This is a genomic window from Paraburkholderia phenazinium (assembly GCF_900142845.1).
Taxonomy (GTDB): domain Bacteria; phylum Pseudomonadota; class Gammaproteobacteria; order Burkholderiales; family Burkholderiaceae; genus Paraburkholderia; species Paraburkholderia phenazinium_A.
Map to the genome: position 1 here is coordinate 168,581 of NZ_FSRU01000002.1, position 15,939 is coordinate 184,519.

General features: G+C 65.3%; 14 protein-coding genes. 9 read left to right on the forward strand and 5 right to left on the reverse strand.

The genetic code is table 11. The features are described 5' to 3' along the window. Nucleotides 1-8 precede the first annotated feature (8 nt). Entirely contained in the window at nt 9-1,439 is a 1,431-nt protein-coding gene (locus BUS12_RS17905) for a glycosyltransferase WbuB (protein WP_074297874.1), read from the forward strand. Nucleotides 1,440-1,482: 43 nt separating this feature from the next. On the opposite strand, the gene BUS12_RS17910 is transcribed toward BUS12_RS17905, so the two are convergent. Continuing rightward, nucleotides 1,483-1,893 carry a hypothetical protein gene (locus tag BUS12_RS17910; protein WP_074297876.1) on the reverse strand — a complete coding sequence of 137 codons (411 nt, stop codon included), beginning with the start codon at nt 1,891-1,893 and terminating at the stop codon, nt 1,483-1,485. A gap of 286 nt (nt 1,894-2,179) precedes the next feature. Between BUS12_RS17910 and BUS12_RS17915 the strand changes: the two genes are divergently transcribed. The 4 genes from BUS12_RS17915 to BUS12_RS17930 all read left to right on the forward strand — a co-directional run bounded on the left by BUS12_RS17915 (nt 2,180) and on the right by BUS12_RS17930 (nt 7,078). Continuing rightward, a complete protein-coding gene (locus tag BUS12_RS17915; RefSeq protein WP_083640709.1) occupies nt 2,180-2,797 on the forward strand; it encodes a DapH/DapD/GlmU-related protein in 618 nt (205 codons plus the stop codon). A 121-nt stretch (nt 2,798-2,918) separates the two neighbouring features. Beyond that, complete coding sequence (locus BUS12_RS17920) at nt 2,919-4,667, forward strand: FAD-dependent oxidoreductase (RefSeq protein ID WP_074297878.1); 1,749 nt, start codon at nt 2,919-2,921, stop codon at nt 4,665-4,667. A gap of 5 nt (nt 4,668-4,672) precedes the next feature. Further along, nucleotides 4,673-5,869, forward strand: a complete 1,197-nt coding sequence (locus BUS12_RS17925; RefSeq protein ID WP_074297880.1) for a glycosyltransferase — start codon at nt 4,673-4,675, stop codon at nt 5,867-5,869. 63 nt (nt 5,870-5,932) lie between these two features. Continuing rightward, complete coding sequence (locus BUS12_RS17930; RefSeq protein ID WP_074297882.1) at nt 5,933-7,078, forward strand: acyltransferase family protein; 1,146 nt, start codon at nt 5,933-5,935, stop codon at nt 7,076-7,078. A gap of 92 nt (nt 7,079-7,170) precedes the next feature. Here BUS12_RS17930 and BUS12_RS17935 read toward each other — a convergent pair whose 3' ends face one another. Both BUS12_RS17935 and BUS12_RS17940 read right to left on the reverse strand, forming a co-directional pair. Continuing rightward, nucleotides 7,171-7,863 carry a class I SAM-dependent methyltransferase gene (locus tag BUS12_RS17935; protein ID WP_253190158.1) on the reverse strand — a complete coding sequence of 231 codons (693 nt, stop codon included), beginning with the start codon at nt 7,861-7,863 and terminating at the stop codon, nt 7,171-7,173. Nucleotides 7,864-7,925: 62 nt separating this feature from the next. Beyond that, entirely contained in the window at nt 7,926-9,137 is a 1,212-nt protein-coding gene (locus tag BUS12_RS17940) for an acyltransferase family protein (protein WP_074297884.1), read from the reverse strand. 286 nt (nt 9,138-9,423) lie between these two features. On the opposite strand from BUS12_RS17940, the gene BUS12_RS17945 reads away from it, so the two are divergent. Beyond that, on the forward strand, nt 9,424-10,557 hold the full coding sequence (locus BUS12_RS17945) for an acyltransferase family protein (protein ID WP_074297886.1): 1,134 nt from the start codon (nt 9,424-9,426) through the stop codon (nt 10,555-10,557). Between the two features lie 97 nt (nt 10,558-10,654). On the opposite strand, the gene BUS12_RS17950 is transcribed toward BUS12_RS17945, so the two are convergent. After that, a complete protein-coding gene (locus BUS12_RS17950) occupies nt 10,655-11,866 on the reverse strand; it encodes a glycosyltransferase (RefSeq protein WP_074297887.1) in 1,212 nt (403 codons plus the stop codon). A gap of 164 nt (nt 11,867-12,030) precedes the next feature. Between BUS12_RS17950 and BUS12_RS17955 the strand changes: the two genes are divergently transcribed. Together BUS12_RS17955 and rfbC are read left to right on the forward strand one after the other, a co-directional pair. Further along, nucleotides 12,031-13,248 (forward strand): oligosaccharide flippase family protein, encoded by a 1,218-nt coding sequence (locus tag BUS12_RS17955; protein WP_429307205.1) that lies wholly within the window; start codon nt 12,031-12,033, stop codon nt 13,246-13,248. Nucleotides 13,249-13,444: 196 nt separating this feature from the next. Beyond that, nucleotides 13,445-13,996, forward strand: a complete 552-nt coding sequence (rfbC, locus tag BUS12_RS17960; RefSeq protein WP_074297891.1) for a dTDP-4-dehydrorhamnose 3,5-epimerase — start codon at nt 13,445-13,447, stop codon at nt 13,994-13,996. A gap of 52 nt (nt 13,997-14,048) precedes the next feature. Here rfbC and BUS12_RS17965 read toward each other — a convergent pair whose 3' ends face one another. Further along, on the reverse strand, nt 14,049-14,945 hold the full coding sequence (locus tag BUS12_RS17965) for a LysR family transcriptional regulator (RefSeq protein WP_074297893.1): 897 nt from the start codon (nt 14,943-14,945) through the stop codon (nt 14,049-14,051). Between the two features lie 90 nt (nt 14,946-15,035). On the opposite strand from BUS12_RS17965, the gene BUS12_RS17970 reads away from it, so the two are divergent. Then, nucleotides 15,036-15,914, forward strand: a complete 879-nt coding sequence (locus BUS12_RS17970; RefSeq protein ID WP_074297895.1) for an alpha/beta fold hydrolase — start codon at nt 15,036-15,038, stop codon at nt 15,912-15,914. The last annotated feature ends 25 nt before the right edge of the window (nt 15,915-15,939 follow it).

A 15,939-nucleotide genomic window follows, 5' to 3' on the forward strand; every position in this document is an offset into this window, starting at 1 on the left:
GATCTTGTATGAGGCTTCTGATCGTAGGGCTTAACTATGCCCCCGAGCTGACGGGAACCGGCAAATATACCGCCGAGATGGCGGAGGCGCTGGTCGCCCAGGGGCATGAGGTGCGCGTGATTTGCGGCCAACCCTATTATCCGCAGTGGCAGGTCGCGGACGGCTATCGCGCGTGGCGCTATCGCTCCGAACAGAGGCTCGGCGTGCGGGTGCTGCGTGTGCCGTTATGGGTGCCGCGCGTTCCCACGGGCGTGAAGCGCCTGCTGCACCTGGCGAGCTTTGCGCTCGCCGCCTTGCCGGTTCTGGCCGCGCAACTGCGGTGGCGTCCGCACGTGGTGATGAGCATTGCGCCGAGCCTGATGAGTGCGCCGGGTGCGTTGTTGCTGGCGCGCGCGAGCGGCGCCAAAACATGGCTGCATATTCAGGACTACGAGGTTGACGCCGCGTTCGAACTGGGCGTGATTCATGGTACTCGAGCACGACGCTTCGCACTCGCGATCGAACGCACGCTGCTGGCCCGTTTCGACGTCGTCTCGAGTCTCTCCGAAAAGATGGTGGAGCGGGCCGTCCTGAAGGGCGTGGATCCGCTCAAGACGTGCGGTCTTATCAACTGGGTCGATACGCGCGTGATCGCGCCGCTGCCGCATGTGAGTTCGTACCGGCAATTGCTTGGGCTCGATCTGCCGGTTCGGCAAACCGTCGTGCTGTATGCGGGGAATATGGGCGCGAAGCAGGGCCTCGACATTCTCGCCGAGGCGGCGCAGGCGCTCGCGCGGCGTCACGATATCCATTTTGTGTTTTGCGGCAATGGGCCTGCGCAGGCGCAACTCGAACAGCGTTGTGCGGGTGCGCCCAACTGTCACTTCATGCCGCTGCAACCGGCGCAGCGTCTGAACGAACTGCTGAATCTCGCCGACATCCACGTGTTGCCGCAGCGCGGCGGCGCGGCGGATCTGGTGATGCCGTCCAAGCTCGGCGGCATGCTCGCGAGCGGCCGCGCGATCGTGGCGATGGCCTGCCCCGGCACGGAACTGTTCGACGTGGTCGCGCCGCGCGGCGTGGTGGTGCCGCCGGAGGACGTGACGGCGCTGGTTGCCGCGATCGAGGCGCTGGCCGCCGATCCCGCACGACGGATCGCACTCGGTCTCGCGGCACGCGACTATGCCGAGCGCACCTTGTCGAGCGCGCGGGTGTTGGGCGGCTTGAATGCGCGGCTGCGCGCGCTCGCCGGGCAGGACGAGGTGACGGTGGGCAGCGTGGATCTGTCTAACTCCACCGCCGTGGATGGCGTGCCGGGCGGCATCGCCGGCAGCCTCACAGCGGGCCTGGCGAGCGGTTTGACAGGCGCGGTATCGGGCGGCGTATCGGCCAATGCGTCAGGCGATGCCGCGGAAGAGCAAGTGGGTGCGGGACGGCTTGAGCCAACCCAGGTCGAGTGAATCGAGCGGGCCTTGTATAGCCCGCGTCAGCAGAGCGCGCGATCTAGTAGGGCAGCTTGTAGACCGGGCGTGTCCCGGCGCCAAGGCCATAAGGTTGCGGCCCGGCGCCGCCCAGCGCGTAGGGATCGCCGGGCGCGGCCTTCGCCTTGCGCGCAGCCGGCGCGGCAATCCCGCCGCCGGCCTGCGGCATGCCGGGCGCCGCGAGCATGTGCTCTTCCGGCGTGGCGGCCTGGCCTCCCGGCATGCCGGGCGTCGTGCCCGGCTGCACGACGCCGGCCGTCTGCGACTGGTAGATATCGTCATACGCTTGCGGGCCGCCCCTCAGTTGCGCTTCGTTCGCATCGTAGGGCGTCACGGCGGCGGCGCCATCGGCGCGTGCGGCCTGGGTCGGAAAAAGCGCGCACGTCAGTGCAAAGGATGCGGTGAGTGCAGTGCGTCGAACGATGTCGATCATGTCGGTTCCTTCGCTCGTTGCCATGCCTGTTATGGGGCGCGATATCGCTATGGTAGTGGCTATCGCGACACGCTTTGAACGCGATGCTAGTGCAAAGACGACAAAGCCCGTGCAGATGGAGCCAATCGCCTGGAGCGGAAATCCAACTCGCAGCGGCATGTGCAAAATTTCCTACTTATCACCGTTCCTTACGCGACGCGGCGGTCTGCCCGCGCGACGCACCGGTGACCAACGTGCCCTCCGTATGCGGGTGAGCGACGGCATTCCACTGAAGCGGGGTATGCGGATGAAGCGTGACGAGCTCGACGGCCCGCTGGAGTGGGACCCGGACAGCGTTGGGACGCCGTTGGCCCCGCCACGCGTGATCGACCTGAGCCTTGCCGGCAAGGGTAATTACGTGCGCCGCAAGAGCCGGCTGGTGGAGGCGGTCTGGTTCGTGGTCGAGGCGTGCGTGATCAACAACCGGCTGGTGCCGTTTTCCGCGCTGCGGGTCGCGCTATTGCGCGCGTTCGGCGCGCAGATCGGCAGCGGTTGCCGTTTCGTGCATCCGCTACGCGTGAAGGCGCCCTGGAATCTCGAGGTGGGCGCGAATTGCTGGTTCGGCGTGGACTCGTGGATCTATAACCAGGCGCCGATCCGGATCGGCAGCAACGTGTGCATCTCGCAAGGGGTCTTTCTCACCTCGGGGTCGCATGACGCGGCCGGCAATATGGATTTGCAGGTCGCGCCCATCGTGATCGAGGACGGCGTGTGGATCAGTTCGAAGTGCGTGGTTCAGAAGGGCGTGACGATCGGACGTTCCGCGGTCGTGACGCCGCTTTCGGTGGTGCACCGTTCACTGCCGGCGGCGGGCATCTACGGCGGTAATCCTTGCCGTTTCATTCGCCAGCGATTCAGTTCCTGAGGAACGGCGGCACGGCCTGGCGGGCCGCGCTGCGTTCTTGTCGTGCCGCATCTTGTAGCGTGACCGATGATAGATGAGCGTCGGTGAATGAGCAGTAGTACTAAAACGGGGAGGTTACGGGATGTTTATCGATACCCGTAGTGTCGAGGAAGGAACGTGCGTAGGGACCACGGTCTGCATCATCGGTGCGGGCGCCGCGGGGATTACGCTGGCGCTCGAAATGGAACGGCTCGGCATCGATACCTGCGTGCTCGAAAGCGGCGGCTTCAAGCCCGATGAACAGACACGCGATCTGTACCGCGGCGAAAACGCCGGGCTGCCCTATCAGTTCGCCGACGGCAGCCGCAGCCGCTATCTGGGCGGCAGCAGCAATTGCTGGGGCGGCTGGTGCCGCCCGCTCGACCCGCTGGATTTCGAAAAGCGCGACTGGGTCGCGCATAGCGGCTGGCCGTTCGGTCTCGACGAACTCATGCCGTTCTATGCGCGCACGCACGCCGTGCTCAAACTCGGCCCGAACAATTTCGACCCGCAGTTCTGGGAAACGGCGATCGGCCGGCCCGACGTGCGCCGTTTGCCGCTCGTAACCGGCAACGTCCGCGATACGGTGTCGCAATTCAGCCCGCCGGCGCGCTTCGGCAGGCTGTACCGCAAGGAACTGGAGAGCTCGCGGCGCATCAGCGTGTACCTGTATGCCAATGTGCTCAATATCGACACCGATAGCGCGGCGCGTACCGTAACGAAGGTCGACGTCGCGACGCTAAGCGGACGTCACATCAGCGTGCGCGCGAAACTGTTCGTGTTGGCAACCGGCGGCATCGAGAACGCGCGCCTGCTGCTCGCCTCGAACCGGATCCGCCCGGCCGGCCTCGGCAACGGTCATGACCTCGTCGGCCGCTTCTATATGGATCATCCGCGGCTGATGTCGGCGGAGATCCAGTTTAGCCGCGCGTGGTCGCGCAACAAGCTCTACGACATCAAGTACCACTACCAGAATGCTGCCGTATCGGCGCACGGCACCCGCATTGCCTCGCAGTTCGCGCTGACCGCGGAGCTGCTGCAGCGCGAGCGCTTGCTGAACGCGCGCGTGTGGTTCTTCTCGAGGTTCGCCGGCGAAGGCAGCAAGGCGGCCGAAGCGCTGATCCGCTGCAAGCAGGGGTTGTTGCACAAGGACCAGCCAGGCTGGAAGCTGGGGCGCGATCTCGTCACCATGGCCTCGCACCCAACCGATACGGCGGGCTTTGCGCTGACGCGCATCCTGCATCCGCGCGCATTGATCAGGAGTGTCAAGTTGCAGGCCATCGTCGAAGCGGAGCCGAATCCCGATAGCCGTGTGACGCTTTCGGAGCAGAAGGATCAGTTGGGCATGAACCGGGTGCGCGTCGCCTGGCAACTGACCTCGAACGTGCAGCGGACGTTCGACCGCACCTTCGCGCTGATCGCGGAAGAGTTGCAGCGCAGCGGCGTGGCCGCAGTGAAGCTCGATGCGCCGATCGAGGGGCAACTCTGGCCCGTCGGCCTGGAGGGCACCTGGCATCATATGGGCACCACACGCATGCACGATTCGCCGGGCGAAGGGGTGGTGGACCGAAACTGCAAGGTGCATGGCATGACCAATCTGTTCATTGCCGGCAGCTCGGTGTTTCCGACGGTGGGCGCCAATTTTCCGACCATTACCATCGTCGCGTTGACGCTGCGCCTGGCAGGCCACATCGCCGTCGAACTGAGTACGCCGCAAGCGATGCTCGTGAGCCAGCCCGGCCTCGACGATCCCCCCAGCGAGGTGGCCGCGCCTGCTCCGAGCGAACTGGCGTGGGCCGCCTCGATCGCGCCTGCGCCGGGGAATGGTCTGCTATCACTCGGCAAGCAATGACGGCAATGAAAATTCTTCATTTACTTGCTTCGCTCGATCCGCGCGCCGGCGGCCCCGCGGAAGGCGTGCGGCAGGGCGGCGCGATGTTGCGGGCCATGGGGCATCAGGTCGAGGTGCTGACGTTGGACGGCGCCGACGCGCCGTTCCTGCAGGACTTTCCATTGCCGTTGCATGTGTTGGGGCCGACGCGCAGCACGTACGCCTATTCTGCGCAACTCGTGCCCTGGCTGCGGCAGCACGCGCCGGAGTTCGACGCGGTGATCGTCAACGGACTCTGGCAGTACCACAGCTTCGGCACCTGGCGCGCGCTGCGCAATCTCGAGGTGCCGTACTACGTGTACGTGCACGGCATGCTCGACCCGTGGTTCAAACGGACCTATGCGTTGAAGCATCTGAAGAAATGGCTGTACTGGCCGTGGGCGGACTATCGCGTGCTGCGCGATGCCCGCGCCGTGCTGTACACCACCGAGGACGAACGTCTCGCGGCGCATGAGTCGTTCTGGCTCTACCGCGCGACCGAAGCCGTCTCGACATATGGCACGAGTGCGCCGCCGCGCAACGACGACGAACTGCGTGAAGCATTTCTGTCGGCGTACCCGCACTTGCGCGGCAAGCGCGTGATCCTGTTTCTCGGCCGGGTCCACGAAAAGAAGGGCTGCGATCTGCTGATCCGGGCCTTTGCGAAGGTCGCGGCGCTCGACGCCGAGGTTCATCTCGTCATGGCCGGCCCCGACAGCAACGGTTGGCTTGCGGCCTTGCGCGAGCAAACGGAACAACTGGGTCTGGCCGCGCGCGTCACCTGGACCGGCATGCTGCAGGGACCGCTCAAGTGGGGCGCCTTCTATGCGAGCGAGGCTTTCGCGCTGCCGTCGCATCAGGAGAATTTCGGCGTTGCGGTGGCCGAGGCGCTGGCGTGCGGCGTGCCCGCGCTGATCTCGGACAAGGTGAACATCTGGCGCGAGATCGCCGCCGACGGCGCCGGCTTCGTGGCGCCGGATACGGTCGAAGGCACCGAGCAGAATTTGCGGCGCTGGCTTGCGCTCGATGCCGGCGCGCGGGCCCACATGGGCGCGCGGGCGCGGGCGCTGTTCAAGGCGCGCTTCACCGTCGAAGCCATGGCGCGCGATCTGTTGAACGTGCTGGAAGGCGAAGCCTTCGCGCTGCCAGCAGGGCTCGACACTTCCGCTGCGCGCCGGGCGTAACGATGAGCAACGGGACACGAGGCACCGCATGAACCACACGTTCCATCGGCCGGGGCTGCAGGCATGAGATCGACCTCACGCGAGCCGCGCAGCGCCTTACCCGCGCTCACCAGCATCCGCTTTTTCGCGGCGTTGTGGGTGGTGGTGTCGCATCTGGCGGTGATGGGCTACGTGAATTTCTCGGCGCCGGTGCGCTGGGTGGCGGGCGACAGCCGCCCGGCGGTGACGTTCTTCTTCGTGCTGTCGGGCTTCATCCTCGCGCACAACTACGGCGACGGCCTCGATGGCGAGGGGATGCGGCGCTTTTACGTGGCGCGCTTCGCGCGGATCTATCCGATGCTGGTGTTCTCGCTGTTGCTGGCGGCGCCGGTGACCGCCATCCTGCTGATCTCGGACGACCACGCGCACCTGTTCGAATGGTACGGGCTGCCTGGCAATCCTGCTCTGCCGCTGATTGCCAGCCTGCTGGCGCAACTGCTTTGCCTGACCGCCTGGCTGCCGTTTGCCGCGCTCAATCAGCCCTGGGATGGGCCGACCTGGAGCATTTCGTGCGAGGCCTTTTTCTACCTGGCGTTTCCGCTGCTGGTGGCCTTCGTCAAACGGATCACGCCGGCTCAACGCGGCCTGCTGCTGCTTGCCGGGTTCTGCGCCCAAGGGTTGTGGATCGCCGCGCTGCCGCATTTGCTGCCGCCTTCGCGCAGCGGCTTTCTGACCTCGCAGTTTCCGCCTACTCATCTGTTCGAGTTCGTACTGGGTATTGCCGCGCAGTGCTATTGCCGCGAGTTGCAGCGTGGTGGGCGGCGGTACGATCGCGAGGCGCTGCGGGCGTCGCTGCTGGCGGTGCTGGGGATCGGCGTACTGTCGGTGTGGCGTCCGCTCGCGCCGGCCTACTATCTGCTGTCGCCGTGTTTTGCGCTGCTGGTGGGCGGCATTGCCATGCAGAAACGGCCCGCCTGGGGGCTGCTGGGCCTGCGGCCGATGGTCGTGCTGGGCGAGGCGAGTTTCTCGCTTTACCTCATCCACGTCCCGCTGATTCATCTGGCCGAACTCGCCGGCATCGGCCCGCGCGGCGCGCTTGCACTGCTGGCCGGCATGGTGGGCTTGAGCGTGATTCTCTTCTTCGCCATCGAGCGGCCCATGCGGACGGCGATCCTGCGGCGTTACGGGCAACGCGCGAGCGCCGCGCCCAGTCCGGCTATTACCGCATGATTACGGCGTTTGCGGCCGGCTGACGGACCGCTTTGCGGGCCGGGCCCACGGCCATGCAGCCATGCAGCCCCACACCCACACACCCGCACGCACTACGGCAGCGCACGCCGCTGGCAGATCATGAAGTACTGCGAACTCATCCACCAGGGCAACCAGTCAAGCGGGCTGCGAAACACCTGCTCGACCATGAACTGTGTGCTGACGAGCGAGCGCAACTCCCGGAAATCGAAGCCCTTGTGCGTGATGCGGGGATTCTCGGGCCGTGAGATCCTGAGCCCTGCCACGGAGCGCAATACTTCACCCGCCGAATAGCCGACGCGAATGTCCCGGCCGCGGATCGCCCAGTTCACGAGCTTCGGAATGACCGAGGCGCCGTACATGATCGGCACGGAGATGATCAGCACGCCGTCTTCGTGGAGGATCTGCGCGGCGTTATTCAGCAGCGTGTCGAGTTCGTTCGGGTAAAGGTGCTCGCAGACTTCCAGCACCGTCAGGATGTCGACGGAGCCCGGCGCCAGGTCCTCGAGGCGTACCTCGTAGCGAATCTCGGGATAGGCCGGCTGCATATATGGATCGAGGCCGATCAGGCGCAGGTCCGGGCGAATCTGCCCCAACGTATGCAGGAAGAGTCCGGGACCCGAGCCGAAATCGACCACGGTCGCATCGGGAGCGCAAAAGCGTTCGACCAGTTTCAAGGCGAGGGCGATGCGGGCCCGGTGTGCGTAGCGTGCCAGCGGGTTGGCCGATTCGACGGTCTGGCTGGCATAAGAGATATTTCTCATCATGATCTCCCGATTGTTCTCTGTTCTGGTTTGGTTATTGGGGCGGCGGCGGACGTTTTAGGTGCTTAGTACTCCGTCGCTGACTGCGCCCGGTGGCTCGCGGCTGCCGGTGGAGGGGAGACGGGAAGAGAAGCGGGAAGAGGGCGTGCGGCTTGCCGGCGCCCGATCAGCCGCCGCCGTGCCCAGCGCGAAACGGGCTGCTCGATTTCGCGCGCCGTGACGAGCGCGGCCGCATGCGCGAGCAGCAGGACGACGACCGCACCGAGCGCAAACGTGGCGACCGGGTAGTGTCGCGCGACATCCGACAACGGCGTCTTCAACGCCATGCGCACGGCAAAGATCGCCAGAAAGTGCCAGATGTAGATGCCATAGCTGTTCTGGCCGATACGCAGCACGACGGGCGCCAGCAGCATGCGGGCCGGCACGCCGCACAGGGCGACCAGCAACGCGGCGGACGCGAACGCCACAAGCACCGGCACGGCGGCAAACGCCTCCATGCCGATGGCGGCGACCAGCAGCGCACCGAAGCCGGCGAGGGCGGCTGCCGCCGCGACGGTTGTCAGGCGCGACGCCCGTTGAGCCCCCGACAGCAGCGGCTTGTAAAGATGCCAGAGCCAGAAGCCGACGATGAAGCACGGCAACTGGGTGGGCGGCCAGTAGTAGAGAAAGGTATTGTTCGGCACTGTGCAGCCCGCGTGGCCGAGACACGCTCCGGCGTAGAGGAAGACGCTACAGAGGAGCGCCGTGCCGACAGTGATGGCCCACAATCCTGAGCGTGTTTTCGCGGCGAAGAACAGCAGCGGCGCGAGCGCATAGAAGAACATTTCGATGCCGATCGACCAGCCGCCCGGCACGACGCTGTTGACGGCGGACGGCACCCACGCATGGATGAACAGCAGGTTCGCCACGACATCCGTCAGGTGATGAGGGGCGAGCACCTGGGCGTGAGCGAAGCGCGTCCCCAGCAGGTCGAGGATGCCGTACACGGCGACGCCGATGTAGTAGAGCGGCGCAATGCGAAAGAAACGCTTGATGTAAAACATGCGCACGGCTTCGCGCGTGCTGGCCGTCTGCTGCCCGGCATCTTCGAGCGTCTTGCAGATCGTGATCGCGCTGATGACGAAGAACAGTTGCACGCCGTATTGGCCGTACTCCGTTACGTGTTGCAGCGTGACAGGCAGGTTCGGCAGGAACAACGCCAGATGTATTGCGATGACGCCGGTAATGGCCAAAGCGCGACCCACGTCGAGGATCGCAAATCGCTGACTGGCGCTCATCGACTCCCTCCAGAGAACTGCTTTTTTGGGGCACTCCGCGCTGGGACGCCAGCATCTGGCTGCGAAGCAGCTTGCCGCCCCTAACGCCTGCTGTCGGTCCACCCGGAACCCTTGGCTCCACAGTACCCGCGCCCTTTATTGCTTTTCCGCCATAGCGGCACGTTTTTCCGACAGATTGCTTGCAGAAGGCTCAGTTTCTTACCGACGAACACTAGGCTGTACACGCCGCGTACGAACCCCATTGAAATGCAGCCGGTACTATCGGTCCATACGAACAGGGGGCGCTGTGAAAACCAACTACGCCGAATTGCATTCGCTCCGCGGCATCGCCGCGCTGATCGTTGTCAGCACCCATTTCCTGATCATCCTGCCGCAGTTCTATAGCGGCGTCACCTTGCACAGCGGCTGGCTTTCGGTACTCCTGAAATACACGCCGTTCCACTTCCTGCTCGGCGGACACGGCTCCGTGGTCCTGTTCTTCGCGTTGAGCGGATTTGTCCTCGCGCAGGCGTTTCTGGGCGGTAAGAAGGTGTCCTACGGGACCTATCTGATCCGGCGCGTCCTGCGCATCATGCCGGCCTACTGGATTGCGATCCTCGCGGCATGCGCGCTCGCGAGCATCGTGCCGGGCTATAGCGACGCCAGACTGAGCGACTGGTATCGCGGCGTCGCGAATCAGCCGCTGCCCACACTCGACGTCGTGCTGGGCCACCTGTTATTGATCGGACAGTTCGACACCGAACGGGTCAATCCGGTGGTCTGGTCGCTGGTGCACGAGATGCGCATCTCCATCATCTTCCCGTTTCTGGCGATGTTCGCGGCGCGCCGTCCACCGAAATTCGTGCTGCTCGTGACGGCGCTGGCCGTGCCGCTGTCGATCGCGCTGCAGTTCCTGTCGGCGAGCTTCGGGGCGACGCTCGAATACGTCCCGGTGTTCATGTTCGGCATTCTGCTGGCGATGCATCTGCCGGCCTGTTCCGCATGGTTTCTCGCGAAGTCCGGCCTGTTCAGGATCGGCTCCGCGGTGGCCGCCTTCCTGCTCATCTACTACGTGCGCACCAACGAAGCGACGCCGATGTGGATCAGCAGCATCCTCGAGTACTTCCAGGGGGCTGCCGCCACGCTGCTGATGCTGGTCGCGATCAGCTCGGCGCGCACCGGCCGCGTGCTCAAACACAGTGTGGCGCGCTTCTTCGGCGATATCTCGTACAGCCTGTATCTGTGGCACGTGCCGGTCCTGATCGCCACCATCAAGCTGCTGGGAGCGTCGTCGTTGCCGCTCGCCGTCGTGATGCTGATCGGCCTGAGCCTCGCGGTGCTGGTGTCGCTGCTGAGCTTCCGTCTGATCGAACGGCCCTTCATGGCGCTCGGCAAGGCGCTCACTTCAAAGCGCAGCAAGCTCGTTGTGTCGTCTACCTGATGGCGGGCACTTCGTCGCGCATGCGTCAGGCACGGCGTTTGGGTCTACTTATTTTTGCGTGGGATGGTTAGCCGGAACCAGGCGTGCACTCCGCAAGCTAGGAGATCGCAAGCTGCAGCGTTTTCTTGAACTGGCTGAGCGTGTTTTGCGCCAGCATATGACCGGCGGGCGCGCCCGGCAACGCGTGCACGGTGGCGCCCTGGGCGCCGTCCGGGAACAGTTGATCGAGCGCCGCGTTGATGGCGGTAGCCGACAGCTCGTCGAGCACCGGACCCAGTTCGCCGTTGCGGCAGAACCAGCCGATCAGGCCATCCGAAGTCGCAATGACCGGCTTGTTGAAGCGGTAAGCCTGCACCAGCACACCGCTCATGCCGTAGTGTCCCTTGTAGCCGAGCCATACCGCGTCGCAGGCGGAAAACAGGTCGCGTTCGAGATCGTCGGGAATGAAGCGGTCCAGAATCACGGGAGGTTGCGTCAACGCGCTTGTGACGCTGTGCAGGTAGGCGCGCGTGTCGGCGTCCTGCTCGCCGGCAATGAGGAGGCGCACCGGGTCCTGCCGTTCGGTCAGCGCGTCGATCAGTTCGTGAATCCCTTTGCGTCCGGTGATGGCGCCATACACCAGCAGATAGCGGCCGCTTTCGAGCTGCAGGCGCCGGCGCGCTTCGGCGGGGTCGCTCGCGAGGGTGTCGGGAAACGGATCGGCGAGATACAGCACGGCCGCGCCGCCGAGCGCCGCGCCACGCTGCTCCGCGGCGCCGGTGTACCAGTCGCGCAAGGTCGGGTCGATGGACAGCAGCGTCTTCATGCCGGAGGCGCGCAGCGCGCGGCGAAACAGGGCCGCCTTGAGCGTATTGACGAGCGGCCGGCGCGGAGCGCGCACGCCGACCTGGCTGTGATGAAACGACGCCCGCATGGTGATGCCGATCCACGGGGTCGCGCCGAACGGCGAGCCGAAAAAGGGCAGCGCGTAGAAGAAGTAATCGACGTAGGGGACGATCACGAGCGCTACGCCGTACTCGCGGCTGACGCTGCGGTACAGGTGCTGGAAATCGCGCAGAAAGCGCACGTAGCTCACCGAGCCGAGGCGGCCATGACTCGCCTGCGCGGGCGGATCGACAAAGGCGATCCGCAGGCTGGCGTCGTCGGCCGCGGCGAGCCGTTGCGCTAGCGGGTGCGTCGCATTCGCCGAGGCGGTCACGATCACGCAGCGGTAGCCGGCTTCGATGCACGCAGCCGCGGCCCATTCGGCGTAGCGCCAGCGATGTCCGGAGAACTCGGGTTCGATAACCAGGACGGTGTCGTTTGTCATCTCCCCACGGTAGCGAAAAACATGGCCGCGGGCCCGCGCGGGGCCGATATCGGCTATGAGATGGCGGTCCCCGCATAAACAGCCGCGTTACCGTGTCAGGCAATGGTTGGCTCATGCAAGCAGGGGAGGCTTCAGTGCGATCGATAAGGGTTCCGCTTGTCTCGATGAGGCCTGCCTTCGGCGGCAGTGCGGCGACCTGGGTCCTGATCCAGCAGGTGCTCGTGCGCGGCCTGGTGGCGCTGAAATTCCTTGCGATCGGCCGCATGCTCGGGCCGGCGGCTATCGGCAGCGTGAGCGTTGCGCTGCTCTCGGTGGCGATTGCCGAATCGTTGAGCGATACCGGGCTCGCGCAGGCGGTGGTGCAGGCAAAGACCACGCCTACGCGCACCGAACTCGGTGCGGTTTGGACCACGCTCACCACACGGGGCGCGCTGATCGCGCTGCTGCTCATCGCGCTGGCGCCTTTGATGAACGCGCAATTCCATCTGGGCGGCTCGCTCGCGCTGCTGCAACTGGCAGCGGCATTGCCGTTGCTGCGCGGTCTGGCTTCGCCCGCCTATTACGTGGTGCAGCGCGAGCGGCGTTTCCAGCAACTGGCCGGCGTCGAAATCTCGGCGGCGTTCGCCGATTGCGCCATTGGACTCGCCTGCGCATGGGGCGGCGCGGGTGCGTATGCGGTATTGCTCGGCATGATGGTCGGCGAGAGCCTGAAGACCGGACTCACCTGGACCACCATGACGCCGCGGCCGCCGGTGCGTCTTGCGTGGCACGGCATCGGCCATTACGTGAATTTCAGCCGCTGGATCTGGGCGGGCAGCGTCGTCAATCTGCTGCTGAACCAGTTCGACAAGGTGCTGGTGGCGAAACTGCTGGGACCGGTGGCGCTCGGTGCCTATCAGATGTCGTCGAAGCTCGCGCAGATGCTGCTCGCGGATGCGGCGATCGCGCTGGGACAGTATCTGTTTCCGACCTTCTCCGCGCACTACCGGCGCGAAGACGGCTCGGCGGCGAGGCTCTTTATACGCTGCCTCGCGCTGATCACGGTCGGGCTGGTGGCGATCGTGCTGGTGCTGAGGATGACCGCCGGGCCGCTCTTCATGTTCGTGCTGGGGCCGGCGTGGATGTCGGCGGTGCCGCTGTTCCGGATCTTCGTCATCAACATGGCGATCGGCGCGGTGATCGCGATTCTGGTGGCGTACCTGCGGGCCATAGGCGCGCCCAAGGCGGCCACCCAGGCTTCGGTGCTGCAGGTGATCATGCTGGTCGCGATCGTGCCGCCGGCGACGCACTGGTGGGGTGTCACGGGCGTGGCGTGGGCCATGACCGCCGGTCTCGCGGCGAGTGCGGGCTGGATGCTGTACCGAACCGTGAAGAGGCCGTGATGCAAACTGTTCATCGGACGCAGCGCTTGCCGGAGGGCGCGCGTGCCATCGCTCGCGTGGCGACATGAGCGCACGCTGTCTTCATGCGGGCAGGACGGGCGCAGTGCATGCCGCGAGGCGTGGCTGCGAACGGCTGGCCCATCGGGGCGCGAGCCTGGGTTACGACACGGTAGCACCTCTTCATGGATCGAGCGGTATGGGTATCAAGGTGATACGGACGGCATTGCCGGAGGTCGTGATCGTCGAGTCGGACGTCTGTTACGACGAACTGGGCAGCGCGTTCGAAACCTTCAACGCCGACGAGTTCGCGAGCCGCGTCGCGGCGGACGTCGAGTTCGTGCAGGACGATCATTCCCGCTCGCGGCGCGGCGTGCTGCGCGGGCTGCACTATCAGATCCAGCATCCGCAGGGCAAACTCGTGCGGGTAGTGGCGGGGGACGTGTTCGATGTCGCCGTGGACATCCGCCTCAGCTCGCATAACTTCGGCAAGTGGATCGGCGTGCATCTGAGCTCGGCCAACCGCCGGCAGATGTGGGTGCCGCCCGGCTTCGCGCACGGCTTCGTGGTGATGTCGGATATGGCCGAGTGCCTGTGCAAGGCGACGGACTACTGGTTTCCCGAACACGAGCGCAGTCTGTTGTGGAGCGATCCGGATATCGGCGTCGACTGGCCCATCGAGTTTGCGCCGATCCTCGCCGCGAAGGACGAAGCGGGTAAGCGGTTGTATGAGGCGGAGTATTACGCTTAGAGACGCCGCTTGGAGACTCCGCCTGAAGGCTCCGCTTGGAGAGCGTGCGTTTTCATAACCCCGTGGCCCGCAGCCGCTCCCCGACGAATTCGATAAAGGTGCGCAGCTTCGCCGACAGCCGGTGCCGCTCCAGATACACCGCGTAGATGTCGGCGTTCGGCAGCGCCCAGTCTTCGAGCAGCGGCACCAGCTTGCCGCGCTTCAGATACTCGCCGATCTCCCACTGCGAACGCACCACGATGCCGCGGCCGTCGAGCGCCCAGTTCAGCACCGTGCTGCCGTCGTTGCTGCTCAACGGACCGCTCACCTTCACCGTCTCGTCCTTCTTGCCGCGCGAGAAATGCCACGTGCCGTAGGCCGATTCGTTCTCCCGCAGCACGATGCAGTCGTGCTGGGTCAGGTCGTGCGGCGCGAGCGGCACGGTGCGCCGCTTCAGATACGCCGGCGAGGCGCACACGAGGCGCCGGTTTTTCAGCAACAGCCGCGCGTTGATGCGCGCGTCCGGCACCTCGCCGAAGCGGATCCCCAGGTCGAAGCCCTGGTCCTGCAGGCTCACCGGCCGGTCCGTCAGATGTAGCTGAATCTCCATCCCCGGATAGCGTTCGATGAACGCCGAGATTGCCGGCGAGATCTGCGCGCGTCCGAAACCGAACGAGGCGTTCACGCGCAACAGGCCGGTCGGCTCGGCGCGGCTCTTGGTGACGAGCTGCTCGAGCTCGGCCAGCTCCGAGAGAATGCGCGAGCCGTTGCCCAGATACAGTTCGCCCTCGCTCGTCAGGCTCACGCGCCGGGTAGTGCGGTTCAGGAGCCGCACGCCGAGACGCCGCTCGACCTGAGCAAGCCGTTTGCTCACCGACGGCGTGGTCACGCCGAGTTCGCGCGCGGCCGCCGTGAGGCTCTGCTGGCGCGCCACCAGCGCAAAAAAGCCGAGGTCGGAAAGGCTGTCCATTGTTGCCTCACAGTTAAGGATAGATTGCTTTGGTCGACACCCTATCGCACCAAGCAGCAATTAAACTACCTGAAATCACAGGAGATTGCGATGTTTGAGGATTTCAGCGATGTGAGCACGGTCATCGACGGCGTGAAGATTCATGCGCTCCGCGGCGGCGCCGGACCCGCGCTGCTGCTGTTGCACGGCCATCCGCAGACCTCCGCGATCTGGCACAAGGTGGCGCCGGTGCTGGCGCAACACTTCACGGTGATCGCGGCGGACCTGCGCGGCTATGGCGACAGCGGCAAGCCGGCGGGCAGTGCGGACCACAGCAACTATTCGAAGCGGCGCATGGCGCTCGATCAGGTGGAGTTGATGCATTCGCTCGGCTTCACGCAGTTCGCGGTGCTGGCGCACGATCGCGGCGGCCGCGTCGCCGCACGCATGGCGCTCGATCATCCGGCTGTGGTGACGCGGCTCGTCACGCTCGACGTGGCGCCGACGCTGGCCATGTACGAGAACACCTCGTTCGAGTTTGCGCGTGCCTACTGGCACTGGTTCTTTCTGGTGCGGCCCGCGCCGTTTCCGGAGACATTGATTCGCGCCGACCCGGATCTGTATCTGAAGCAGACCATCGGCGCGCGCAGTGCCGGGCTCAAGCCGTTCACGCCGGAGGCCTACGCGGAGTACCTGCGCTGCCTGAGCGACCCGGCGACGGCGCACGGCATCTGCGAGGACTACCGTGCGAGCGTGACGATCGACCTCGAACACGATCGCGAGGACCTCGCCGCGGGTCGCAAGATCGCCTGCGAGTTTCTTGCCTTGTGGGGTGCCGAGGGCGTGATCGAGAAGTGCTTCGACGCGCTAGCCGAGTGGCGCCCGTGGGCGCCGCAGGTGCAGGGCGGGGCCTTGCCGTGCGGCCACTATATCGCGGAGGAGGCGCCCGAGTTACTGCTCGCGCAAGCCTTGCCGTTTCTGCGCGCCTGATCGCAGCGCCAACCGTTCGAGAAGC